Source organism: Nostoc sp. CALU 1950, assembly GCF_051172895.1.
Classification (GTDB): Bacteria; Cyanobacteriota; Cyanobacteriia; order Cyanobacteriales; family Nostocaceae; genus Nostoc; species Nostoc edaphicum_A.
The window spans coordinates 1-21,719 of record NZ_JBDNJQ010000146.1 but is presented as its reverse complement, the minus strand read 5'-3'; the positions used below and the strand labels follow the sequence as shown (position 1 = coordinate 21,719).

12 protein-coding genes are annotated in these 21,719 nt (G+C 42.0%); 4 read left to right on the top strand and 8 right to left on the bottom strand.

Annotated features, from left to right (window positions below; translation table 11 throughout):
• A partial coding sequence (locus tag ABF638_RS29090) for a tetratricopeptide repeat protein (RefSeq protein WP_435026349.1) occupies positions 1–1,144 on the bottom strand: 1,144 nt, incomplete at its 3' end.
• Positions 1,101–2,453 carry a P-loop NTPase fold protein gene (locus ABF638_RS29085; RefSeq protein WP_435026348.1) on the bottom strand — a complete coding sequence of 451 codons (1,353 nt, stop codon included), beginning with the start codon at positions 2,451–2,453 and terminating at the stop codon, positions 1,101–1,103. The genes ABF638_RS29085 and ABF638_RS29090, both read right to left, overlap by 44 nt.
• A gap of 171 nt (positions 2,454–2,624) precedes the next feature.
• On the opposite strand from ABF638_RS29085, the gene ABF638_RS29080 reads away from it, so the two are divergent.
• Positions 2,625–2,834 carry a hypothetical protein gene (locus tag ABF638_RS29080; RefSeq protein WP_435026347.1) on the top strand — a complete coding sequence of 70 codons (210 nt, stop codon included), beginning with the start codon at positions 2,625–2,627 and terminating at the stop codon, positions 2,832–2,834.
• A gap of 12 nt (positions 2,835–2,846) precedes the next feature.
• Positions 2,847–3,875, top strand: a complete 1,029-nt coding sequence (gene tilS, locus ABF638_RS29075; RefSeq protein ID WP_435026346.1) for a tRNA lysidine(34) synthetase TilS — start codon at positions 2,847–2,849, stop codon at positions 3,873–3,875.
• A 139-nt stretch (positions 3,876–4,014) separates the two neighbouring features.
• Here the strand turns inward: tilS and ABF638_RS29070 are convergent, their stop codons facing one another.
• Positions 4,015–6,108: a prolyl oligopeptidase family serine peptidase gene (locus ABF638_RS29070; protein WP_435026345.1), complete on the bottom strand. Its 2,094-nt coding sequence runs from the start codon at positions 6,106–6,108 to the stop codon at positions 4,015–4,017.
• Positions 6,109–6,421: 313 nt separating this feature from the next.
• Between ABF638_RS29070 and ABF638_RS29065 the strand changes: the two genes are divergently transcribed.
• Positions 6,422–7,699: a vanadium-dependent haloperoxidase gene (locus ABF638_RS29065; protein ID WP_435026343.1), complete on the top strand. Its 1,278-nt coding sequence runs from the start codon at positions 6,422–6,424 to the stop codon at positions 7,697–7,699.
• Positions 7,700–8,075: 376 nt separating this feature from the next.
• Here ABF638_RS29065 and ABF638_RS29060 read toward each other — a convergent pair whose 3' ends face one another.
• From ABF638_RS29060 to ABF638_RS29040, 5 genes are all read right to left on the bottom strand, one after another.
• A complete protein-coding gene (locus ABF638_RS29060) occupies positions 8,076–13,979 on the bottom strand; it encodes a response regulator (RefSeq protein ID WP_435026342.1) in 5,904 nt (1,967 codons plus the stop codon).
• A gap of 91 nt (positions 13,980–14,070) precedes the next feature.
• Positions 14,071–17,010 (bottom strand): methyl-accepting chemotaxis protein, encoded by a 2,940-nt coding sequence (locus ABF638_RS29055; protein WP_435026340.1) that lies wholly within the window; start codon positions 17,008–17,010, stop codon positions 14,071–14,073.
• A 14-nt stretch (positions 17,011–17,024) separates the two neighbouring features.
• On the bottom strand, positions 17,025–17,555 hold the full coding sequence (locus tag ABF638_RS29050; RefSeq protein ID WP_435026339.1) for a chemotaxis protein CheW: 531 nt from the start codon (positions 17,553–17,555) through the stop codon (positions 17,025–17,027).
• A 13-nt stretch (positions 17,556–17,568) separates the two neighbouring features.
• Positions 17,569–17,934, bottom strand: coding sequence for a response regulator transcription factor (locus tag ABF638_RS29045; RefSeq protein WP_069073698.1), 366 nt, complete (start codon positions 17,932–17,934; stop codon positions 17,569–17,571).
• A 282-nt stretch (positions 17,935–18,216) separates the two neighbouring features.
• Positions 18,217–19,395 carry a response regulator gene (locus ABF638_RS29040; RefSeq protein WP_435026338.1) on the bottom strand — a complete coding sequence of 393 codons (1,179 nt, stop codon included), beginning with the start codon at positions 19,393–19,395 and terminating at the stop codon, positions 18,217–18,219.
• Positions 19,396–19,779: 384 nt separating this feature from the next.
• On the opposite strand from ABF638_RS29040, the gene hmpF reads away from it, so the two are divergent.
• Positions 19,780–21,540, top strand: a complete 1,761-nt coding sequence (gene hmpF / locus ABF638_RS29035; RefSeq protein ID WP_435026337.1) for a pilus motility taxis protein HmpF — start codon at positions 19,780–19,782, stop codon at positions 21,538–21,540.
• The last annotated feature ends 179 nt before the right edge of the window (positions 21,541–21,719 follow it).

Sequence of the window (21,719 nt, the reverse complement as noted above, 5' to 3'; positions counted from 1 at the left end):
CAATGCGTTCCTTGATTTCCAAAGACTCCTTGTAGAGTGCGATCGCTTCATCCACATCCCCTTTCTTGGCGTAGATAATTGCCAGACAGTGCAACGTCGCCGCTTTGCCTTGGACATTACCAATGCTTTCTTCTATTTCCAAAGACTGATTGTAGAGTACGATCGCTTCATCCACTTCCCCTTTGTTGGCGTAGATACCTGCCAGTTGGTGCAATGTCGCCGCTTTGCCTTGGACATTACCAATGCGTTGAGTTATTTCCAAAGACTGATTGTAGAGTGCGATCGCTTTGTCCCATTCTCCCAAACCATCATATATGTAACCCAGTTCGTGAAGAACGCTGGCTTTGATTCCTGCTAAATTTTCATTTTCTTCAGTTAACTTTAAAGCTTTTAGTAAAAAATCTTCTGCTTTTTTCGCCTCACCAATACTTCTGTAAGCAACCCCTAACTCCTTTGAAATAGTAGCGCGGGTGCGTACATCAGTTGATTCTTCCATTAGCAAGCGCTCAAGTAAATCAATCCGCTCTTGCCTTTCTGGTAAATCTAAACTTCCTAATATTCTCTCAGACTGAATAGTTTTTTCAATCGCCAAGTCTTGAGTAGACTGGACTGTTTGAAAATAAAATACTCCTTTTCTCCATGCCCAAAAATCTGGGGCATACTTTGCCAAACGTGTTAGGGCATGATCTGGCAGAAATATCAGTATAGGGTGAGGAACACTATTAGTAAAAGCGTCTCGGACAAAGTTCAAATCTTGTAGTACAAGGGGATATTCCCCAGACAAGCCAATAGACTTTTCTAACCCGATAACAATCAAAACTAATTTTTTATCTGGCTCTAAATGAACTTCTTTTAAATCACGAATAATCTCATCCCTTAAAAAACGCAAATTAGGAGCAGCAAAATTGAGAATTTCAAACTGAATATCATGACATCGAGGATAGTTGTCAAGGATTTCAATTAAAGTATTTCTATCTTCAGCAAAATTAACAGCAACGAACCCAATCGTTAACTGAGTATCAGCAAAGTCAATAAAGGTTAACAGTTCCGCTAATGACTGCTGATTTATTTGCAAAAAAGTTTCTTTTTCTAAATTGAAATCATGGGTTACTTGTAGCTGATTTGAGTGCTTCTTGGAAAGCATGGATTTGCCTCACAACTGGATTAACATAATTCCAGCGATTTTTGCCGTTGTACTCAAAAACCCAAAGACTGAACAGCATTAACCTGCCGATTTCATCTTTAGAAACATCCTTATTTACACATACCGCAGCCAACGCCGAATAGTATTCTGTTGATATACTCCGCTCAAAATTAAACTGCTCTTGCTTAATCGCATAAATGATATCATCCGCAGTAACTTTTTCGTGATCGCGAGTTGCGGCTGTAAGAAATGCTTTTGATGCTATTTGCATCAATTGACGGATGTGACCGCCGCTTGCTTTGGCTAAGTCTACCAATAGTTGACGCGATTCAAATACTGCGTCTACTTCAACTCTTTGTTCAATTAAACTCGTAATTGCTGTTATACCATCATCATTATGAGCTAAATCGGTTTTGTCTTGTTCAAACTCATATATGTTGACCATCGGCACAATATTGGGTGTGTCGAAAGTGTTACTCAAGTTATTTTCAGAATAGACAATAGAAATTGGTGCTGTATAGATAATCGTACAATGTAGACTTTGTAATTGAAATGCGTAATCACAAAATAAATGTTTAGCTACATTTGGAGGCACTCTGTCTAAGTTATCGAAAATAATTAAAAATCCTTTTTCATATTCAGGATATTTTGATTTAAGCTTGACAAAAGCATCACCTAGCAACAAATTTATATCTGCTTGTAAACGACCAATATCTTTTTGTAAATTCTGGCGAACCGTTCTTCTTTGTATGTCAGCGCCTTTAATTTGAGCCTGTATTTTACCCAATAACTTTGAAAGAAAGGGAATTTTTATTCCTGCTTCAGCCTCAGCACTGATACTTGCTGACCTTTCAACTGTTTGTTCAGTTTCTTGAGTAATTTCTTTAAACCAAGACTCAAAATTAGTTAAAAGTTTTGCATCAAAATTTAATTCCGATGTGTATAGGACATCAGCAACTTTTTTAATAATTACCAAATATAAATCTGTGTATTCTGCATCTAATATATCTAGTTCAGCGTCGGCTTCTATATAAATAACTTTATATTGAGATTCCCATTCTTGCTGAATCTTTCTTAATTCTGTACTTTTACCGCATCCCCGATGTCCAGTAAATAGAAGACTGCAAAATTCTGCGGGTTCCAGAAAATCTAAGCGTTTTTTAATAGTATTAATTGCTTCTGTCTTGCGGACTTTTGATAAATTAACATAATAACGTTCAATATCTCTACTACTCACTAAAGGAGCTACATCACAAACACGAAAAGCAGCTTTGAGGGTATTAGCACGATTAGCGGGTAAGGAACTCATCAGGTGTTATTTATATGAAGAATTTATTATATATACATATTTTACAGCACCGGAATCTTAAAGCTTCTTGGCGTTAGAGAACTTTTAGGAATCACTGGCGCTCAACTAAGATTCTTGAAGTGGTAGTATGTTCAGGAATACCTGGCGTTAGATTACCAACAAAATTGTATAATGTCTCTTGCTCCTTGGCGAGGCGCGATCGCTTCTCGTGCTTATCTCGATAATCCTAAACTCCCTACAGTTTTTGTTTACCAGTTGGTTGAGGGTCAATACCAAGTTCAAAAGTTTACGGACAATGACCGTATTATTTCTACTACTTTCCCCGAACTAGCGTTAAATGTTAAACAAGTTGTTGCTGCAAGTCAAATCCAAAAACTATGAGAAGTTCTAAAAATGGTATGGACTCCTCTACACGCAAAAATCCATCGCACCATCCGATCACGCCACTTATTTGAGCGCAACCAACGGCTATTAGTCGCTGTCTCCGGCGGACAAGATTCTTTGTGTTTAATAAAATTACTTTTAGATTTACAATCCAAATGGGGATGGGATTTAGGTATCGCTCATTGCGATCATCGCTGGCGTTCTGACTCTGAAGCTAATGCTCATCACGTCGAAAATTTAGCTAAAAGTTGGGGTATACCCTTTTATTTAGAAACAGCGAACAAACCGATAAATAGTGAAGCTGCTGCACGCGATTGGCGCTATCAAGCTTTAAGTGCGATCGCACAGGCAAATAATTATCAATATATAGTAACAGGACACACCGCCAGCGATCGCGCCGAAACTCTCCTCTACAATTTAATTCGCGGTACTGGTGCGGATGGCTTACAAGCCCTGACTTGGCAACGCCCTCTAACTACAGGCATTATGCTAGTGCGCCCACTTTTAGAAATCACTCGCTCACAAACAGAGCAATTTTGTCAAGAATTTAAATTACTAATTTGGGAAGATTCTACCAATCAAGATTTGCAATACGCTCGCAACCGCATTCGCCAAGAGTTATTACCATATTTGCAAAATAATTTTAATCCACAAGTAGAATCAGCCTTAGCTCAAACAGCAGAACTTCTCCAAGCAGAAGTGGAATATTTAGAAAAAGCTGCCCAGCAGTTGCGGGAAAAGGCTATGGGAGTTGGTGAAGGAGATAGGGGAGATAAGGGAGTAATATCTTCTTCATCCTCCTCACCTCCCTTTACTTTTCCCTTACGGTTAAATCGTCGAGTATTGCAGAAAGCACCATTGGCGTTGCAACGTCGGGTGATGCGTCAGGTATTGCAGCAAATACTGACTGATGCAGCGAGTTTTGAACACATCGAAAAATTAACGGCTTTAATTATAGCGCCCAACCGATCGCAAACTGATCCATTTCCTGGTGGTGCGATCGCTCAAGTAGAAGGTGACTGGATCTGTTTGAAATAGTTAGGAGTGATGAGTTAAGACTTTGTACGGTGTTTTTTTATAAAATAGAAGTCCTATCTTAATATTGAGTCTTCTTGTCTCATTGCTGACAAAATCTCACGCAAAGGCGAGGACATTTGCGTGAGACAATCATATTAATCTAAACTTCAACATCCAAAGCACGTACCAAAAAAGCCCATTTATCTGCGGCTTCTTCGATAATTTTAGCCGTGGGTTTACCTGCGCCATGTCCTGCCTTAGTCTCAATTCTAATTAGAACTGGTGCATTCCCAGCGTGAGCCTCTTGCAAAGCTGCGGCAAATTTGAAACTATGAGCAGGGACAACGCGATCGTCATGATCGGCTGTGGTAATTAAGGTTGCTGGGTAAGCTGTATCGGGTTTGAGATTGTGCAATGGCGAATATGCATAAATCCCTGAAAACTCTTCTGGATTATCTGCTGAACCATATTCGGAAGTCCAAGCCCAACCGATGGTAAATTTGTGAAACCGCAACATATCCATGACACCGACTGCTGGTAAAGCTGCACCAAACAAATCGGGACGTTGCGTTATGCAAGCACCGACTAATAAACCGCCATTACTACCACCTGCGATCGCCAGCTTATCAGTCTTAGTATACTTATTCGCAATCAACCACTCAGCAGCACCAATAAAGTCATCAAAGACATTTTGCTTTTTATCCTTCATTCCTGCTTGATGCCATTCTTCGCCATATTCTCCACCGCCGCGTATATTTGGCATAGCATAGACACCACCCATCTCCATCCACACCAAAAGACTCACAGAAAAACCAGGTGTCATTGAGGCATTAAATCCACCATAAGCATAAAGATAAGTTGGGTTATTTCCATCTAATTTTATGCCCTTTTTATGGGTGATAAACATTGGCACTCTAGTACCATCTTTACTCTGATAAAAAACTTGTTTTGTCTCATAATCATCAGGATTAAAATCTACCTGTGGCTGACGAAAAACCGTACTTTTACCAGTTATCATATCGTAGCGATAAATAGTACCTGGTATGGTAAAGCTGGTAAAACTATAAAAAGTTTCGGTATCATGACGCTTACCACCAAAACCTCCGGCTGAACCGAGTCCCGGTAATTCAACCTCGCGTACAAATGCACCATTGAGGTCAAAAATCTTGATTTGACTGTGAGCATCTTTGAGGTAATCAGCAACAAATTGGTTATTGAGTATGCCAACACTTTCTAAAGTTTCCGCAGATTGAGGAATGATTTCTCGCCAATTCTCTGGCGAAGGGTTTTTCGTGTCAATTGCAATAACTCTTCCCCGTGGTGCATTTAAATCTGTGCGGAAATAAAAGACGCTATCATCATTGTCGATAAAGCTATAATCTGCCTCAAACTGGTTAATTAGTTCTACAACTTCAGCATTAGGGTTAGTTAAATCTTTGAAAAAAACCAAGTTTTTGGAGTCAGTACCCAGCCAAATTGAAATTATTAGATAGTGTCCATCTTCAGTAACCCCACCACTAAAACCCCATTCCTTTTGGTCAGGACGATGATAAATTAATATGTCTTCTGATTGGGATTTACCCAGTTGATGATAGTAGAGCTTTTGATAATAGTTAACATCTTCTAATTGAGTTTTTTCATTTGGTTCATCGTAGCGACTATAGAAAAAACCTTGATTATCATGCGTCCAAGATGCGCCAGAAAATTTAATCCACTTCAGGTGGTCTTGAATATCTTCACCAGTTTCAACATCGCGTACTTTCCACTCTTGCCAATCAGAACCAGAGGTGGATAGACCATAAGCTAAAAGTTTGCCATCCTCGCTAATGGACAATCCCGAAAGAGCAATAGTACCATCTTCTGAGAGCTTATTAGGGTCGAGTAAAACTTTGGGTTGTTCGTCGAGGGTTTTTAGAGTGTAAAGGACACTTTGGTTTTGCAGCCCGTCATTTTTAAAATAAAAGTAGCGTTCGGTGGAACCGTCTCGCAGAGATTCGCCTTCTTTAAAAGGGATACCATATTTTTCATAATCCCAAAGTTTGGTGAGACGCTGTTTAATTTTTTCCCTGCTAGGAATTTCACTCAGGTAGCCAAAAGTAACTTGATTTTGTGCCTCAATCCAAGTTCTTGTTTCTTCAGAGTCAGGATCTTCTAACCAACGATAAGGATCTGCGACTGGAGTACCGTGGTAGTTATCAACTTGATTGCTCTTGTAACTGGATGGGTAGGTGAGAGTTTTTTTAGAAGAAGGCATAGTCTTAAGTCAAAAGTTCTTCTTTACATAGTACAAAGATAGACCCAAGACGTGGAGCATACACTGACCAAACTTCCGGGAAAATTCCAATGGGAAAGAGTACCCTCTGGGGTACTAGTAAGCAATAAGCAGTCTCGTTAGGCTTTCAATAAGCAAGTAAATGTAGATAAGCGATGTCTCCCAGGGGCTATTGGGCGTCGCGCATTTAATTTTTTAATTTGCCTCATTTGGAAGCTGAACCCTTTAACTGGTCTACTTCTATTTGAAAAATTCAATATGCAATATCTGATACACAATAAAGACAAAAGATTTTATGTTAGACCAAGTTATAAACTGGAACAATGTATATTTACAAGCAATCCGTGTAAACGGTGGCGCTCCCGGCCCAATCGCTCGTACTGGTGCTATATTACATGCTGCAATCTTTGATGCTGTTAATTCTATTGAGAAGACCTACAAACCATATTTAGGAATCATCCCTGCGGCGTTCGGAGCTTCTAAAGAAGCGGCAGCTGTTTACGCTGCCTATACTGTATTGAGCAGTGTTAGTGTTTATCCCTATTCCAAGGTGAAAAGCCAAAGCTTCTTTGACGAAGAACTCAAAAAAGCCCGTAAAGAACTTGAAAACTGTGGATTTTCACTACAAAGCATTGATGATGGTAAAGAACTTGGGATAGCAGCAGCTCAAGCAATTATCCAATATCGACAAGGGGACGGTTTTAACGACAACACCCCTTACACTCCAGGAAATCAGCCTGGTGATTGGCGTCCAACAGGTTCTGGCGCTCCAGTGACTCCCAATTGGGGCAAAGTTAAACCTTTCTCGCCAACACAGATCAAGAAATTCCGTCCGACTCGACCAGGGGGTTTCTACAGCAAGCAAGATTTACTCGCTAGTGTTGAATATGCTGCTCAAGTCAATGAAGTAAAACGGCTTGGTTCTGATAACTCTAGCGATCGCACTCAAGAGCAAACTGATATTGCTCTGTTCTGGGCGAATGATCTTGATGGAACATACAAGCCACCCGGACAACTTTATACCATAACCCAGATTCTGTCTAAATTGAGAGGATTAAGCTTTTCCGAGAATGCACGACTGTTTGCCCTTGTAGGGTTAGCTTTGGGTGATGCAGCAATCTTGGCTTGGGATGCGAAGTACGACACCAATTTGGACTTGTGGAGACCGGAAAGTGCAATTCAATTGGCAGATACGGACGGAAACTCTGGAACTACCGCCGATCCCACTTGGAGACCTCTGTCGCCCAATCTTGATGGCACCCGATTTTCACCTGCATTCCCGGCGTATGTCTCTGGTCACGCAACTTTCGGAGCAACCCATTCTGGAATCTTGCGGAATTTCTTTGGTACTGACAATGTTACTTTCACAGCCACATCTGAAGATCCAGCGGCCAGGGGCAATAATGGCATTAGAATCACACGGACATTCAACAGTTTCTCTTCAGCAGCCTTAGAGAATGGACGCAGCCGGGTTTATCTCGGTGTCCATTATCAATGGGATGCAGATGCAGCTTATGTGTCTGGCACTCAATTGGCTGACTTTGTATTTGAAAACTTACTGACACCAATTTAACGTAAGTTCGACGCCCAAAAGACCTCTCCCTGGTTTTACTACGCAAAACCTGTCCTTCTCCGACTCGGAGAGGGACAGACTTGAACTTTAGTTCAAGGCAGGGAGAGGTTTGTCGAACTCAGGTTAATTTACCGAAGAAAGGCAGAAGGCAGGAGGCAGAGGGCAGGAGGTAAGAAGTATCAATTAAAACTTTAGTTCTGGGTCTAAAGCCCAGTTCAAACCGATAATTATACTGAGACTGCTTGCAGTGAGGTATAAAACGTCCTTGCTTCAATCCCACTCTTTTAAGGGTGGTTTACCTTCTGCCTCCTGCCTTCATCCTCCTGCCTCCTGAACTTGACAGCAGCCCTGCAAGGTGTTTTTCAAAATCGTGAAACTAAGCATTACTTGTAGTAGTAATGAGTTTCTCCCCTTTCAGCATTCGCGCTGCGGCTTCGAGGAGAGCTTCTTCGAGATAAGGCTTGGTAAAGTAGCCACTAGCACCGAGTTGAGATGCAATTTGTCTGTGCTTATCTGCACCTCGTGAGGTGAGCATCGCGATCGGTAAGTGGTTGAGGTTAGAGTCTTTCTGGATGCGAGAGAGTAATTCCAGTCCATCGCAACGGGGCATTTCAATGTCGCAAAATACGATATCGCAAGGCAGACCGGAGCGGAGTTTATCCCAAGCTTCCTGCCCATCACGCGCCTGTTCTACGCGATAACCTGCCTTGTTAAACGTTAGGGATAGCAACTCTCGGACTGTAATCGAATCATCAACAATCAGTACTGTCGGGTCAATCTTCGCAGGAGATGTATCTGGAGGAGTAGCTTTTTGTTGCCAAGAATTGCCACCAGTTTGTGTAGAAATCCGTCCCTGGAAGATATCAATTATTTCCAGCACGTCAGCAATGGGCATAATCCGACCATCACCCAAGACTGTAGCACCAGCAACACCAATGGGTTTAGGCGCTGGCCCTTCAAATTGTTTAATTACAATTTCTTGTTCGCTCAACACCAGGTCAATCTGTAGAGCAATCAGGGTATTTGCCGATCGCACCACAACCACAGAAACCATATCGTCATCTCTGGTGCCGCCATAGACATTACCACGACTGATTTGGCGATTGAAAGTTAAAAGTTCCTTTAGCGGTCGGAATGGCAGTACCGTATCGCGCCAGGAAATAAATGACTGTCCATTGGCATCGTGCTGAATATTTTTGACTGGTATATCCAGCGTATCTTCTACACCATCCATCGGGAAGGCAATTCTTGACCGATCAGAGACGCAGCAGAGAGCTTTACAAATACTCAGAGTCAGTGGTAAACGAATAGTGAAGGTGGTTCCCTTACCGATCGCAGAATCGGTGTTAACTGTCCCACGAATTTCGCTAATCTCGGAACGCACTACGTCCATACCTACACCACGACCGGAAATTTCATCTGCTTGGTCTTTAATCGTAAAACCAGACTGGAACAGCAGATCGTAGACTTCCAGACGAGACATGGCTTTTGCTTGCGCTTCTGTAATCATGCCAATCTTCACCGCCTTCGCCTTAACCTTTGCTGAATCGATACCTGCGCCATCATCGCCTACAGAAATGATGGTTTGGTTGCCTTGGTGGAAGGCACGGATGGTAATGATTCCCACAGGTGGTTTACCAGCAGCTTGGCGTTGCTCTGGCGTTTCAATACCGTGAGCGATCGCATTATTCAACATGTGAGTCAGCGGATCGGTCAGATGATCCAAAATCATCTTGTCAATTAAGGTATCACCACCTTCAATCACCAACTCGACTTGTTTGCCACACTTGATCGCGTTGTCGCGCACTCCTCGCCGCCAGCGATCGATAGTTTGGGCAAAAGGCACCATTCGCGCTCTAGTTAATCCCTCTTGTAACTGGGTGGTTACTTGGCGGAACTGCCTTGCGACTCGCTCGGTTTCTTCGGTAACGAAATCAATGTCACTAGCCGACTCACGGACTCGCACAATCCGCTCAATCATCTGCTGTGAGAGTGTATGGAAGGGTGTAAAACGATCCATTTCTAACTCGCTAAAACCCCTGTCGGCATTGGAATCTGGAGCTTGAAAGCCGGGATCTTTCTTTTTACGTCCAGCTAACAGAGAAGCTTCTAGTAGCGATCGCTCATACAACTCTTGCATCCTTGCGCCCACATCTGAGAGTTGTTGTACCTGAATCAGCAAGTTATCTAATGACTGCCGCAGCCGTTCATGATCCTGCTCTAAGGTATTGCGATTTACCACCAACTCTCCAACTAAATTACTCATATCGTCCAGTTGCTTAACTGGAACCTTCATCGTTTCTTCAAATCTGGCAGCCCGACGAGTAGAGGGGCGGGGAGTTTTGCTGGTGTTTGATTTTACTGAAGGTGAATGGGATATTGTTTGATCTGCTTCTGCCAGCAACTTCTCCAAGTCACCGAATTCATCTTTGATCGCTGGTGATGGAATGGGATTTTTAGCCAAGACTGGTTGAATCTCTGAGGGCTGGCGTTGGCGTAGCCCGTCGTAGACATCGCTTTCATTATCTGTACCTAGCAATTCTTCCAGGGCAGCAAAGTCTACTTCTGGTATCTCCTTGGCTTTGGGGATGGGTGCTACTTCCTCTCCTAGTAATGCTGCCAAGTCTGCAAATTCATCTTCTGGAGCAATTTCTTCAACGATTTCTGTAGTTGCCAATTCTTCATTCGGGGCAACAATAGTATTTTCTCCCTCTGACACTGGCGCAACTTCAGATGTCTCTCCTAAATCCCACAAATCGGTTTCGACATCTTCCTGAATAAGCGTTTGTGTGAAGTCATGGACAGATTGTGAGTCAATTGTTGCTGCATTCTCTTCCTGCTTTTCTGCTTCTGGCAGAGCATTTTCTGTAAACAATGAATCATTATCAAAACCCAGTTCTATATCTTCAAAAGCTGTGTTTTCTGCGAAATCAAAGGTAGTTTCTAAATTATTTTCTTCAGTATCTAAAATTTCTGGGCTTGTCTGGGCTGAATCTGAATTTCCCCCAAAACTAATAGTTTCTGATAATTCATCCACAGTATTCTCTGTGGTTTCCATCTGAATATAGGTGGAATCATTTACAGCGACATTTTCAAACAGCAGTTGCGGATTTTCATCCAGAGAAGCGAACAAATCACCTGGCTGTAATTGGGTTAATTCTGAATCTGAATTTTCCCCAAAACTAATGGTTTCTGATAGCTCATCCACAGTATTCTCTGTGGTTTCCATCTGAATATAGGTGGAATCATTTACAGCGACATTTTCAAACAGCAGTTGCGGATTTTCATCCAGAGAAGCGAACAAATCATCTGGCTGTGCTTCGGTTAATTCTGAATCTGAATTTCCCTCAAAACTAATAGTTTCTGATAATTCATCCACAGTATTCTCTGTGGTTTCCATCTGAATATAGGTGGAATCATTTACAGCGACATCTTCAAACAGCAGTTGCGGATTTTCATCCAGAGAAGCGAACAAATCATCTGGCTGTGCTTCGGTTAATTCTGAATCTGAATTTTCCCCAAAACTAATGGTTTCTGATAGCTCATCCACAGTATTCTCTGTGGTTTCCATCTGAATATAGGTGGAATCATTTACAGCGACATCTTCAAACAGCAGTTGCGGATTTTCATCCAGAGAAGCGAACAAATCATCTGGCTGTAATTGGGTTAATTCTGAATCTGAATTTTCCCTAAAACTAATAGTTTCTGATAGTTCATCCACAGTATTCTCTGTGGTTTCCATCTGAATATAGGTGGAATCATTTACAGCGACATCTTCAAACAGCAGTTGCGGATTTTCATCGAAAGAGCTTAATGAATTAAGTTCCAGATCAACATCAGATATCTCTGGGGGCTGATTAGTAAATTCTGGAACAAAATCTAAAGCTTCTGGTTGTTGCGGCCTGAGAATTTCTTCCTCTGGATGCGGCGTAAACAAAGGCATTTCAGGCGTAGAGACATCGTTGATTGCAGGAGAAATATTTGAGCTACTTGGTACTAATTCATCAAATAAATCATCTCCCGAATCTGATGAGAGTATCAAATCTAGCTGCTCTTGCTGCTGGAAATTGAGATCAAAATCTTCTTCTATGTCAAAACTAGCTATAGGAGAAGTTATAAGCGACTGACTATCGCCAAAAATATCATCAGTTACACCAGTAAACAAACTTTCATCTAACGCCCTTTCCACATTCTGCTCAATTAAGGAATCGAACTCGTCCTGCTCCTCTGTGGTTTCCTGACTCCAAAAGTTGCTCAGATCATTTTCTGATTGAGAAAATTCAGGTGCTGTTCCTGGAGAAGTATCAAATAAATCACCGATTTCTGGTTCACTTGTAGGCAGTAGTATCTGTTCTTCCGTTTCACCAAATAGGTTGTCCAAAGACAAGCCTGTTGGCTGGGGTAATTCTATGTAGTCACTGGGGGTAATTTCTTCTACCCAATTTGCATTTCTAGGTTCTAAAAATAAGTTATCAAAACCATTTTGTTGGTTAGTAGATAGTTCTACACTGGCGAATGACTCAGTTTCTGGTTGAGTCACTTCACCTATTGGCAATAGTTCATCATCATCTAGTGCCAGTGACAATAAATCTTCTACTGCATCATTTTTGTTGACATCAGTAGACTGGTTTGTATGACTAGAAATATCAATAAATTCTTGTAAATCTTCAGAAGAAGAATCTAAATTTATATCAAGTACGTTAATATCACTCAATTCTAGAGTCGTAGCAGCTGTTTGTTGATTTTGCGGTTCTGAATTTTCCTTTTCTAGGAAATTATCGCCAAATAATAGGGATAAATCTTCTGTAGTGGCTGTGATTGTTGGGTGCTGTGTATTGCTTATGTCTTGATCAAAGGAGAGTAAATCGGATAAATCGCCATCAGCAATCTCAGCATCAGTACTGCTGAAATCAATTCCAAAGTCATCGGTGGAAACAATATCTAAAGTTTCTTCTTGATGCCAGCTTTCATCTAGTTCGGGAGTCTCACCTTCAAATAAATCGGCAAGGGTATTTAACTCAGCTATTCCTACCTCTGGGCCATTAGGGTCAAGATTGTTACTGATTGGATGTGCTTCTTCATGTGTGTTGAAAGTAAGACTGGTGTGAGTCGCAGCATTGAGTTGTGTTCCTTGGAACTCAAGATAGGGGCGTTCGTTGGAGACGTTGGCATAGCCAGACGCTCGTGGACTTGCTAACGCTGCGCGATCGCTAGTATCTTCATCTAGATTCAATTCTTCATTTGTCTGGTCGGTGTTACCAGATAGAATTGGCTCTGATTCTGTCAAAGCCGCAGACTGTTCATCAAACAAATCAGGCGTAACTGCTAATAACTCAATTTCTGCAAAGCTCAAAAGCGCTTCTAGTTGCTGACTAATTGCAATTTCAGTTTCCCTACCTTGCAGGACTAATTCTTGAGCTTGTTTAATTTCGGTAATGACAATTTTAGCTAGAGTCAGATAAGTATTTTCGGGATTGCCGATCGCACTGGCTGCTGCTTGACACAAACTACACCACTTGGGTAAATTCCAAGTTTTACCAAGTTTGACTAACTGCTGACAGCATTGCTGGAGGTTTTGCCGAGTTGAGGGTGTTGTGGTTTGCTTAAATAGTTGCAACATTTCCCGCAGTGTTTGCAACACTTGGGCTTGAAACTCGCCCCAATTATTATTTTCTTTAGCAATGACTGGCGAAGATACCTCCTGGAGTGCTACTGAGTCTAGAGATTCCTGATGGGTGTCTTCTGCCAAATCGGGAATATCTCGCCGCAGGAAAAGTTCTGTAAGTGTGGAGACATTCTCTACAGAGGTTGTGTGTACTTCTGTTGCGTCAGGATTGCTGGCTACTCCACTCTTTGCTTGTTCTACAAGTAGTTCCAAATGCTGATACAGCCATTGAAAGACTGGCTCAGTTTCTGACATCAAAGTATTAGCTGCATCTTCGGAAAGACCATAAGGCCCGCTCAAATGCTCTAACAGCGATTTTAGGGTATCAGATACACCAAGAAATAAAGACTCTAACTTTTGGTCAATCTGAACCGGATTATCTTTAAGAACTTTGAAACAATCTTCCAGACGGTGGGAGGTATGCTGGATGCTAGTCAATCCAAGCATCGCCGCTCCTCCTTTGATGGAGTGAGCCGCCCGGAAGACTTCACTGATCATTTCCGGGTCGTTCAGAGTACCCTCTAAATTCAGCAAGCCCTGCTCAATGGTATTCAGGTGATCCCTGGCTTCTTCAATAAAGTAACCCAAAATCCGCTGTTGTTGTTCCGGCAGCATAGTTTTTTAGTCATTAGTCATTGGTCATTGGTCATTGGTCATTAGTCATTAGTCATTAGCAAATAAAAAAGGACAAAAGACAAATGACTATTTATCTGGTTTCCATAGTTTCCACTCGGAAACGTTCAACGGAGGCGATTAAGTCACGGGATACACCTACTAAGTGTTGTAGGGCACCTGAAACTCGCTGTGCTTCCTGGGAAGTTTCTTGGGCAGTCAGTTCTACTGATTGCATTACATGAGCGACGGCGCGGGAGGTTTCCGTTTGTTCCACAGTGTCGCTGGTAATAGAGCGCACAAGAATATCGATGCGATTCGCCACTTGAATAATATTTTCGAGCGATCGCTTGGCTTCTTCTGCCAATTTTGTCCCTTTAATTACTTGTTGTGTACCTTCTTCCATCGCGGTCATTACTGAGCCTGTTTCGCTTTGGATTTGCATCACAATTTGTTCAATTTCTTTCAGGGATTTAGCAGATTTGTCTGCTAACTGGCGCACTTCATCTGCTACAATTGCAAACCCGCGTCCCGCTTCTCCTGCCCTTGCCGCCTCAATACTAGCGTTGAGTGCTAACAAGTTTGTTCTCGAAGCAATCTGGGAAATCAACGCCACAATTTTAGAAATTTCTTGAGAAGATTCCGCTAATCGCTTCACTTTGCGAGTGGTTTCGGCAACGGTTTCTCGAATTTCTAAAATCCCCGCCACGGTATTTTCTACTGCTTCACCACCTTTGAGAGCGATCGTGCTAGCATCACGAGCAACGGTTTCGGCTTCCCGCGCCGCTTCTGCTACCCGCTGAATTGAGTCGGTCATTACCTGTACAGAATTCAGCGTTACTGCCAACTCTTCCGCTTGGCGCAAAGCATCACTAGATAATGCTCTAGCAAAGGTTTCAGAGTTGGTTGCACCTTTTGTTACATCCTTCGCTGCTACTTTTACCTGTTGCACAATATCCCGCAGGTTTTGAATTGTCAGGTTAAAGGCATCAGCTACAGCTCCCAGTACGTCGGCTGTCACTTCAGCTTGGACTGTTAAATCACCTCTAGCAGCTCCTTCCACATCATCCAAGAGACGAATCACCTGGCGTTGGAGATTTTCTTTGGCTTCCTCTTGTTCATCGGCTTTCCGTTGGGCTTCACTTGTGGTTGTGAAAATTACCCGTGCCATTTCATTAAAGCCAGTGGATAAATGCCCCAATTCATCTTCGGAATATACTGTAGCTTGAGCATTCAGATTTCCTTGACGTACAGCCTCAAACTGAGCTTGGAGATCATTAGTTGTGCGCCGAATTTGTTTCAGCGCCAAATTCCCCATAAAGCCTGCGGTAGCAAAACCTGCAATCCCAGATGCGAGTGACATTGCCCAACCTGTGTTTCGTACTGTTTCTCGTTGTTGGGGTGGCGAAAATGTGGTGGCGACAAAGCTAACTGTAGCTACAACCAGCGCCGAGACAATGCCTACACTTCCAGCAATTAACCATTGTTTCTGTTCGATGGAGGCATTTTCTAATGGTGCTAACCATCCTTGCTCGATGCTGACGTTGGGTTCTAGTTTCGAGACATCTGTTTGGCTAAAGACTGGAACTCCTTCATGGGAACCAGTCATCGAAAATAGTTCTTCTTCGCGATCGGCTGTATTACTTGGAAAAGCCTCCGCGACTTGAGCGCGTCCAGTGTCACTATTTTCTGCTGGAGCAGAATGCATTGCTAGATCACCGAAGTTAGCATCTCCTTGGATCAGGTCAAACCCTGGAATGTTGCCTAAATCGTCAAATTCCTCAAAATCATCTAAAAACTCGATATTGCTCTTAGAATTTTCTCCATTCAGTATATTACTTGAGTCTTCATAAGAACTTAAACCCTCTGAGCCAAAAGCAGACTCAAATGCTTCCATATCAAAGTTTTCATCGTCATCAAAGCTATTTTGACTGATGAATTCACCTGACTTAAACTGCTTTTCTTCTCTGGGTAGATTGCTACTAAAAGATGAAGAATCATCAGATAAATCTGGCTGAGAAGCTTCCTCTGCGGCAAAATCTTGTGGTTCCAACCAACTATGTGCTTCGGTTTCAAGCAAGTTATCTTGACTGCCGTATTCCAACTTATTTTTTGTTGCCGAACCATTTCTTAGTTCTTCTTCAACAATTAGTAAAGTTTCGTCTCCAAAACTAGATTTTTTATATTCTAAATTCTCAATACTAAGCTCTGGAGACTTTGGCTCACTCAACAAATCAGGAAAGTTATTCTCGCTATTATCAATTTCTGACTTAGAAGATGAAGAGTTATTGTTAATAGTTGAATTTTCTTGAGGAGAATTTATTCCATTATCTGAAAATTGACTATTTACTAATGATTCTTCCAGAATATCTCCTGACAAATCTTCTTGCCAAAAAGCAGGCAATTCTAATTCTGTATTCTCCTCCCACTTGCTATTTGACTCTTGTTCTTGTTGTGATTCTTCATTTAAGGCAAAAGGGTCGTCACCAAAAGCTGGAGAAGAATCTGATATTTTGACCGTTCCAATGCTGTCTTCTGTGGGTAGGTCAAATGGACTTTTTGAAGATAGTTCTTCAACGCCATCCACAGTTTCTTGATGCTCTCCAAAAAAGTTAAAATCAAGGTTATTGCTGTCAAATTCCTCACTAGCGTTCAAATCTTCTAATCCTGGTTCCCTATATGCCAGTGGATCAGATATCTCTGAGGAATTTATTTGCTCTTGACTTCCGGATGTATCAATCTGCCCACCGAATGACTGTAAATATTGATTGATATTTTCAATTCCATTCTTGGCAAAACCAATAATTTCTTGATCGTTAGTCAAGCCTAATACCTGTTGATATTCTTCTTTTGCTACATCGTACTGCTGTAAAACATAGTAGATGTGACCCCGCAACAAATGGGAGTTGGGGTCATCTGGTAAATTTTGCACCACTTGGTCAACTAAAGTGGCTGCAACCTCATAATTCCTTTGAACATAGGCGGTCATCGCCTGTTGATATGTTGGCTCGTAATTATCAATACTTGCTGCCATTTCCTCCTCCAATTTCATCCTGCCCACCTAGCACTCCGTACAATTGCCATTTGATCGAGCAGTCGTAGGCACTGGTTTTTTTTAGCACTTAATGACCACTCTCCACGTAAAAAAGGAGCCATAGTATCTGGAACATTAGTTGGTGGCATGAGATTTTGGACATCCAGCCAATCCATACCACCAATTTCCTCTACTGCTAAACCTACTATTGTCTCTTGCTCCTCAATGGCAATTACCGAAATTTCAGCTCTATCCGTGTTTAATGCACTTGCTTCCCCCAGAAATTGACCCAAATCGGCCACCCAAATAACTCGACCTCGTAAATTTAGAGTACCCAAAAGTAAAGGAGAAGCATTAGGAATCGGGGTGATTCTATCAGGACTTAGTTCAATTACCTCTCGGATGCCAGTTGCTTGTAGTGCAAACTCCTGATGCGAGGGAATGTAAAACCTCAAATGTAACTCACCTTCAGGACTTTCTACTTGTAATTCTGGTCGGAAGTGGTCTTGACCGCTGCCACTTAAAAAGTCCGGTTTGCTGACCATGTTGTTTTTATCCTTATCCTCGCAGCAGTTGTTTGACTGTTCCTACCAACTCGGTTGGTTGAAATGGTTTGGCTATGTAGGCATCTGCACCCTGTTTCATCCCCCAGTAGCGATCAAATTCTTCACCTTTGGAAGAACACATAACCACTGGGACATTTTGGGTTTTTGGATCGGATTTTAACCGCCGACAAACTTCGTAGCCGTTCATCCGGGGCATGACAATATCCAATACCACTAAATCTGGAGGTGCTATTTGAATTGCCTCCAATGCTTCTAATCCGTCACTGGCATGGGTAACTGTTAGGCCAGTTGCTTTCAGGAGGTCTGTAATCATCTCCCTTTGCGCGATACTGTCTTCCACAATCAGAACTGTGCTCATAAGTGTCTATTTACCTCCTGATGTAGACGTTCCTATTTGGAACATTCCCTGATTCCTCCGCAAGTATTAACTGTATAAATTAATTCTATGTTTTCACTATTTTCCCGGTGATTGACGTTTCACGAAGTTGGCTGACTCTGTGATAACATCTTTTAACTCATCTTTTAGTAGATCAACAAATCTTCGATCTCTTTATATGTCCCATAGGTGAGAGAGATGAGGGAGATGAGGGAGTGAGGGAGAAAAATTAATAACCAATGTCCAATGCCCCATGCCCAATTTTCATTGGTTGTTGATATATTTTTCTACGAGCATCAGTAATTCAGTGTCTGTAAATGGTTTTGTTAAATAATCTGTAGCCCCGACCATCCTAGCTTTGACTCGATCGATAAACCCATCTTTCCCAGTAAGCATGATAATTGGTGTGAGCCGAAATACTGTTGAATGTCGCAGCATGGCGCAAACCTCGTACCCCTCCAATTCCGACATGGCAATGTCGCATAAAATTAAATCTGGTTTGAGTTGAAACACCAGACTAAGTGCCTCTAGAGGATTGGTGAGCGCGATCGCTTCATAACCTTGTGGTTCTAAGATGGAATTTATAGTCTCACCGATGGCGATCGCATCGTCAATACATACTATCCGCCCCTTTTGTTTTTCCTTCAATTCCCAGCTATCCGTGTGAATATCTGGTTTAACAGTGGCTGAATATACTAGTTGTAGCCAACCCTGTTGCACGTATGGATATATTGCCTTAGCGACTGTCAAAATGTCTCGGTTGAGATGGCGAGCCAGTTGTCGCAAGGATGTTTTACCATCAGCCCAATGTTGTAGCTTATTTACGGTTGCTTCTGGTAGGGAAGATTGTAGCTGAACTTTATCAGATAGCACTGGCAATTGTTCTGGAGACTGAATATGTGGATAGAGTTGCTTCCACTCTTGCACCTGCTTCGTAATTTTTGTAACAAATGGGGCAATCTCAAAAGTGTTTAATTGCGGGGCAAGTGCCACACCCTGATGGAAAATAAAGTTACCTTGACGTAAACTCAGCAGGTCAAAGAGAGTTTCATGCACCAAGCCTTGAATGATACTACCAGCTATCTTTGGGTTGATAATATTCCGCTCCAAGAGTGCCCAAAGATAGGCATATTCTGGCGCGTCAGTTGGTGGTAGGGAGGCAATTTGTTTGTCGGTGAGTCGCGTCTCAACTCGATAATGACGTAAATAATCGCTAATTCTGGATAAACTACTCTCGCCTTCTTGGCAATAGATAATTTGACCATTCAAGAAAAAGACGAACCAAGACTGTTGTTTAGAGCGATAAATACTTGCTCCTTCTCCACCCAGTTTGTTGTTATGGTGAGAGCTATAAGCTTCCACCCATAGTTGCCCAGTTCGCTGTCCCAATTCAATCAATTGCAGGATACTGCAAATATCAATTTCATTTAAATTTCCCTGCATTTATCTAAAAATTACTCCTTAAGTATTGCTGAATTCGGAATTGTGAATTCTGACTTCTTGTTTCAGTATTGATTATGGAGTATTGAAAAGATTTTTACTCTGTTCTGATTGTCTTTAGGGAATACATTCAGCTAAGAACCTTCATCTTTCGTAATACACTTTGACAAAGCTAGTGTTAACACGGAAGTCATCATCACTGTCATCAGTACAAAATATAAAGGCGCGACTAGGTCGCTTCTATAAGTATCAAGACGTAATATCTCGCGTCTATAGTTTTGTCTGTCTTGTGCTCCTAAACTCCGGTTCAGTGAGACAAGTTAACAGAATTATTTAAGGTATATCCCAAAACACGAACTTGAAGTGCATCAATAAAGGACTAACGGTGTGCTGTATTTAGCAGAAGTACAAAAACAGAAAGGTGGTTTACTCAGTGGCGGTGCTAAAACCGAACTGAAACTGCTAGCTTGTCAGCGAACTGACCAGAATTGGAGTACTGTGTCGGAAGAAGTGATTGCCGCTGAAGACGCAAGCAAATTAAATGATGGTGCTTTGGTACTGGCTGAACTGAATCCGAATCGTCAAGTGCAGCGGATTCAAGAAGCAGGGCGGCCACTAGTCAACATTTTGCAGAATTTTTCCCGCCAGTTGGAGAAATTTAAGCTCAAGGAAGATGAGATTGATCAGTGGAAACAGTCGTTAACGTTTCAGGCGCAAGAGTTGAATCGCCGTGAAATGGACATGGAGGTGCGTTCGGAACAGTTGCAACAATTGGAGGATGAGGTACAACAACTAGAGGAGCAAAAACAGGAAGTTGACACCTCGCGCCAGGAAATTGAACGGTTGCAAGCAGAAGTTGAGCGCAACCGCCAAGAGTTGGAAGGTGCTTGGGAGCATTTACGCGGTGAGCAGCGTCGCTTAGAGGAACGTCAAGCGGATTTTCAACCAGGGACGGTTTTGGATGAGGAGCAAAGTCGGGTAATGAGTGAGTTACTCGATCGCTTGTCTAGTCGTGTTGCTCCCACGGAAACAGTAAGAGAACACCTGCATCTGGCCTTTGAATTGGTGGAAAAGCAGCAAGCTACTCTTACCCCCCACTGGCAAAAACTGGAGGAGCAAAAAAGTGCGATCGCACAACAGCAAGAAGAAGTTGAGCGTTTGTCACAAACTTTTAGCGATCGCCAAAATGCATTGCAAGAGGCACAAAATTCTCTAGTTCAGCAAACAGCCCAATTACAAATAAATACAGCAGACCTTACCAGCAAGCAAGAGTATGCTCGGATAATCAAAGAGCAGTTACGAAGCGCCGAAGAGTTATATCAACAGATGCATTCTTTAGCTGCAACATCTGGTGATGTAGTTCTCGGCCAACAAGCTGATGTAGAAGCATTGGAGAAAATGCCTTTAGAAGAACTACAAAAGATAGTACAAGACTTGCAGCATAAGTTAGAAATAGACGCTAGCTTTGTTCACGATCAAGAACAAGAACTAATATATAAACAAGAAGCTATAGAAGAACTCCAAACTAAATTAAATAACGCATCTGACAATGATCACATCAATTTGGAACTAGAACTAACTGATGAAAAAGACCTTTATCAGATGCTAAACTCCAGTTTGGTGGGACAACGCCGCAATATGCTACAGCATCAGAAGTTTCTCAAGCAACACCAAGCTGTAATGCTGCGACGCCAAGGACATACTGTTACTGAAGAAGAAAGTAACAACAAAATTAATTTAGAACCAATTCTGTTACAAATTGAAACCCAGCGACAACAATATTCACAAGAAATTCAAAAGCTGGAACGTGAGATTGACCAGATTCGTTCTGGTGTTGAGCTAAATCAGGGAATGATTGACAATCAAACTCACGATCTAGATGAAAAGCGCCAAGAACTGAAAGCGATCGAGGAAAACTTGCTATCTCTACGAAGAACAACTGCTGAATGTTGTGGTCGAGTAAATCTTTATCAAGAAGCACTACAACCAATTCAGGATTCTCTAGATGGATTACGGCAAAAGCTACAAGGAATTGGAGAATCTTTGGATAAATTCCAGGAAACTGGTGATTCTCAAGTCCAAGCGATCGCACAGTTGCGCCATATCCTCCAGGGTTTAATGCCTCAGCCAGAATTGTTAGCCTCTTAAGAAGTAGACATCTGGTGAAAATTAATTCTGCGTTGCTCGAAATCCTTGCTAGGGACAATTCATGAATTGTCCCTAATTTATTTTCACCAGATGTCTAGTGTCCTTCAAGTCTCAACACGGTTCGGTTAAGGCAAAAGACGCGATGAATCGCCGTCTCTACAAAAGACCGATTATTGTAG